This is a genomic window from Shigella sp. FC1544 (assembly GCF_001722145.1).
Classification (GTDB): Bacteria; Pseudomonadota; Gammaproteobacteria; order Enterobacterales; family Enterobacteriaceae; genus Escherichia; species Escherichia coli.
The window spans coordinates 1-2,055 of record NZ_MECT01000243.1 but is presented as its reverse complement, the minus strand read 5'-3'; the positions used below and the strand labels follow the sequence as shown (position 1 = coordinate 2,055).

The 2,055-nt window shown below is 47.4% G+C and carries 1 protein-coding gene and 3 pseudogenes; all 4 read left to right on the top strand.

Features of this window, described 5'->3' with window-relative positions:
• On the top strand, window positions 1-256 hold a 256-nt coding region (locus BGK49_RS13180), incomplete at its 5' end, for an integrase core domain-containing protein (protein ID WP_140443768.1).
• 52 nt (window positions 257-308) lie between these two features.
• Window positions 309-992 (top strand): annotated as a pseudogene (locus BGK49_RS13175) (WYL domain-containing transcriptional factor).
• Window positions 993-1,030: 38 nt separating this feature from the next.
• A pseudogene (locus BGK49_RS13170) lies at window positions 1,031-1,705 on the top strand (GTPase family protein); the annotation flags it as partial.
• A gap of 72 nt (window positions 1,706-1,777) precedes the next feature.
• Window positions 1,778-2,055, top strand: a pseudogene (locus BGK49_RS13165) (transposase); the annotation flags it as partial.

The window sequence follows — 2,055 nt, the reverse complement described above, 5'->3', positions numbered from 1 at the left end:
CATACAGGAGCAGTCTGGTCTGAAAACATCAATGTCGCGTAAAGGTAACTGTTACGACAACGCTCCGATGGAAAGCTTCTGGGGAACGCTGAAAAATGAGAGCCTGAGCCACTATCGTTTTAATAACCGGGATGAAGCCATCTCAGTAATACGGGAATACATTGAGATTTTCTACAATCGTCAGCGTCGTCACTCTCGTCTGGGGAATATCTCCCCGGCAGCCTTCAGGGAAAAATATCATCAGATGGCTGCTTAAAAAAAGAACAAATGGTAGTGTCCGCTATTGCCAGTACACCTCAGTCCCCACTATGAAAACACAGCATGATCATTATGACCGCCTGTCCGTCAGGCTATCGGTCATTATCAGCCGCTTACTGGCTGGCGAATCTCTGGAGCTTAAAGCGTTAGCTGATGAATTTGGTGTCTCAGAACGCACCCTACAGAGGGATTTTCAGCAACGCCTGATCCATCTGGATCTCGAGCATTCCAGCGGAAGCTACCGACTTACCTGCCGAACGGGCCGGGAGCACTAACCCAACACATTTGCGTTCATCCGTAATTCCGGGATTTCAGGGATTATTCCGGCTCAGAATCGCAGGTTAATTCGACTGATTACCAGTAACTCCGGAAGCTCACCGTGCCTTATAGGGCATGGAGGGCTGCCATCTCCAGTTACACAAACCGCCTGTTTTCTGGAACTGGCGGAAGCTATCCGTGACTACCGCGCCGTTACATTATTAGTTAACGGTAAAAGCTACGAAGCAGTAGCTCCCCGCCGTCTGATATTTCAGTCCAAAAACTGGTTTCTTGTTGCTACCCGCACCAGAAATTTACAGGTGTTTCGGATGGAAGATGTTAACGCCGTAACCGTTCTGGATACCTCTTTTCGCAGAAAGCCTGAACTTGATGCTCTGACTGCCAGTGAAGAGTTTATTTCAGCCCTCCCTCACTTTCGTTTCATAAGTGACGTAATTCAGACCTTCAGAGAGTAACAGACAACGTTCATTTCAAATTAAAAAGGAGACCTCGTATGAATGACCCGGTAAAGGGCGAAGGCCGGATGATTACTGATGCCAGTGGCGTCACCAGAAGGGAAGGCGGGATTTTGGGAATGTGGAGCAATATATTTCCAGAACGTAATGGTAGCAACGAGCAAAAAGGTGATAGCAAGCCGCACATACCCGACATCAGGGATATTCTTGATATTTTCCCTCAGCCACTGCGGGAAAAGCTGTTGAACAAAATCAGTGAAGCCATCGACTATGAACCCGTGATTGGTGTCATGGGAAAAACTGGCGCGGGGAAAAGCAGCGTATGTAATGCGCTGTTTAAAGGGGAGGTTTGTGCAGTTAGCGACGTTGAGGCATGTACTCGCGAAGTTCAGGAATTGCGTATACGCTTCGGCAAACATTCGCTAAAGATCATTGATATACCTGGTGTCGGTGAGAATGCCCGGCGGGACAAGGAGTATGAATATTTATACCGTAATTTGCTTCCCTCCCTAGATCTTATCCTGTGGGTAATAAAAGGAGACGATCGGGCCTTTTCTGCGGATGAGCATTTCTACAATAATGTTCTGCTCCCTGCTGGTGGGGGTGAGCGCGTTTTATTCGTCCTCAACCAGGTTGATAAAATTGAGCCATTCCGCGAGTGGGATACTCATCTGCATCAGCCATCTCCTGCACAGCGCATCAACATCGAAAAGTGAAGTGGCACACTGAATTTGGCCACCTGAACAGAGGTGATATGCTCACCTCAGAACAACACAGGTGCTCCAATGAAAAAAAGAAATTTTAGCGCAGAGTTTAAACGCGAATCCGCTCAACTGGTTGTTGACCAGAAATACACGGTGGCAGATGCCGCCAAAGCTATGGATGTTGGCCTTTCCACAATGACAAGATGGGTCAAACAACTGCGTGATGAGCGTCAGGGCAAAACACCAAAAGCCTCTCCGATAACACCAGAACAAATCGAAATACGTAAGCTGAGGAAAAAGCTACAACGCATTGAAATGGAGAATGAAATATTAAAAAAGGCTACCGCGCTCTTGATGTC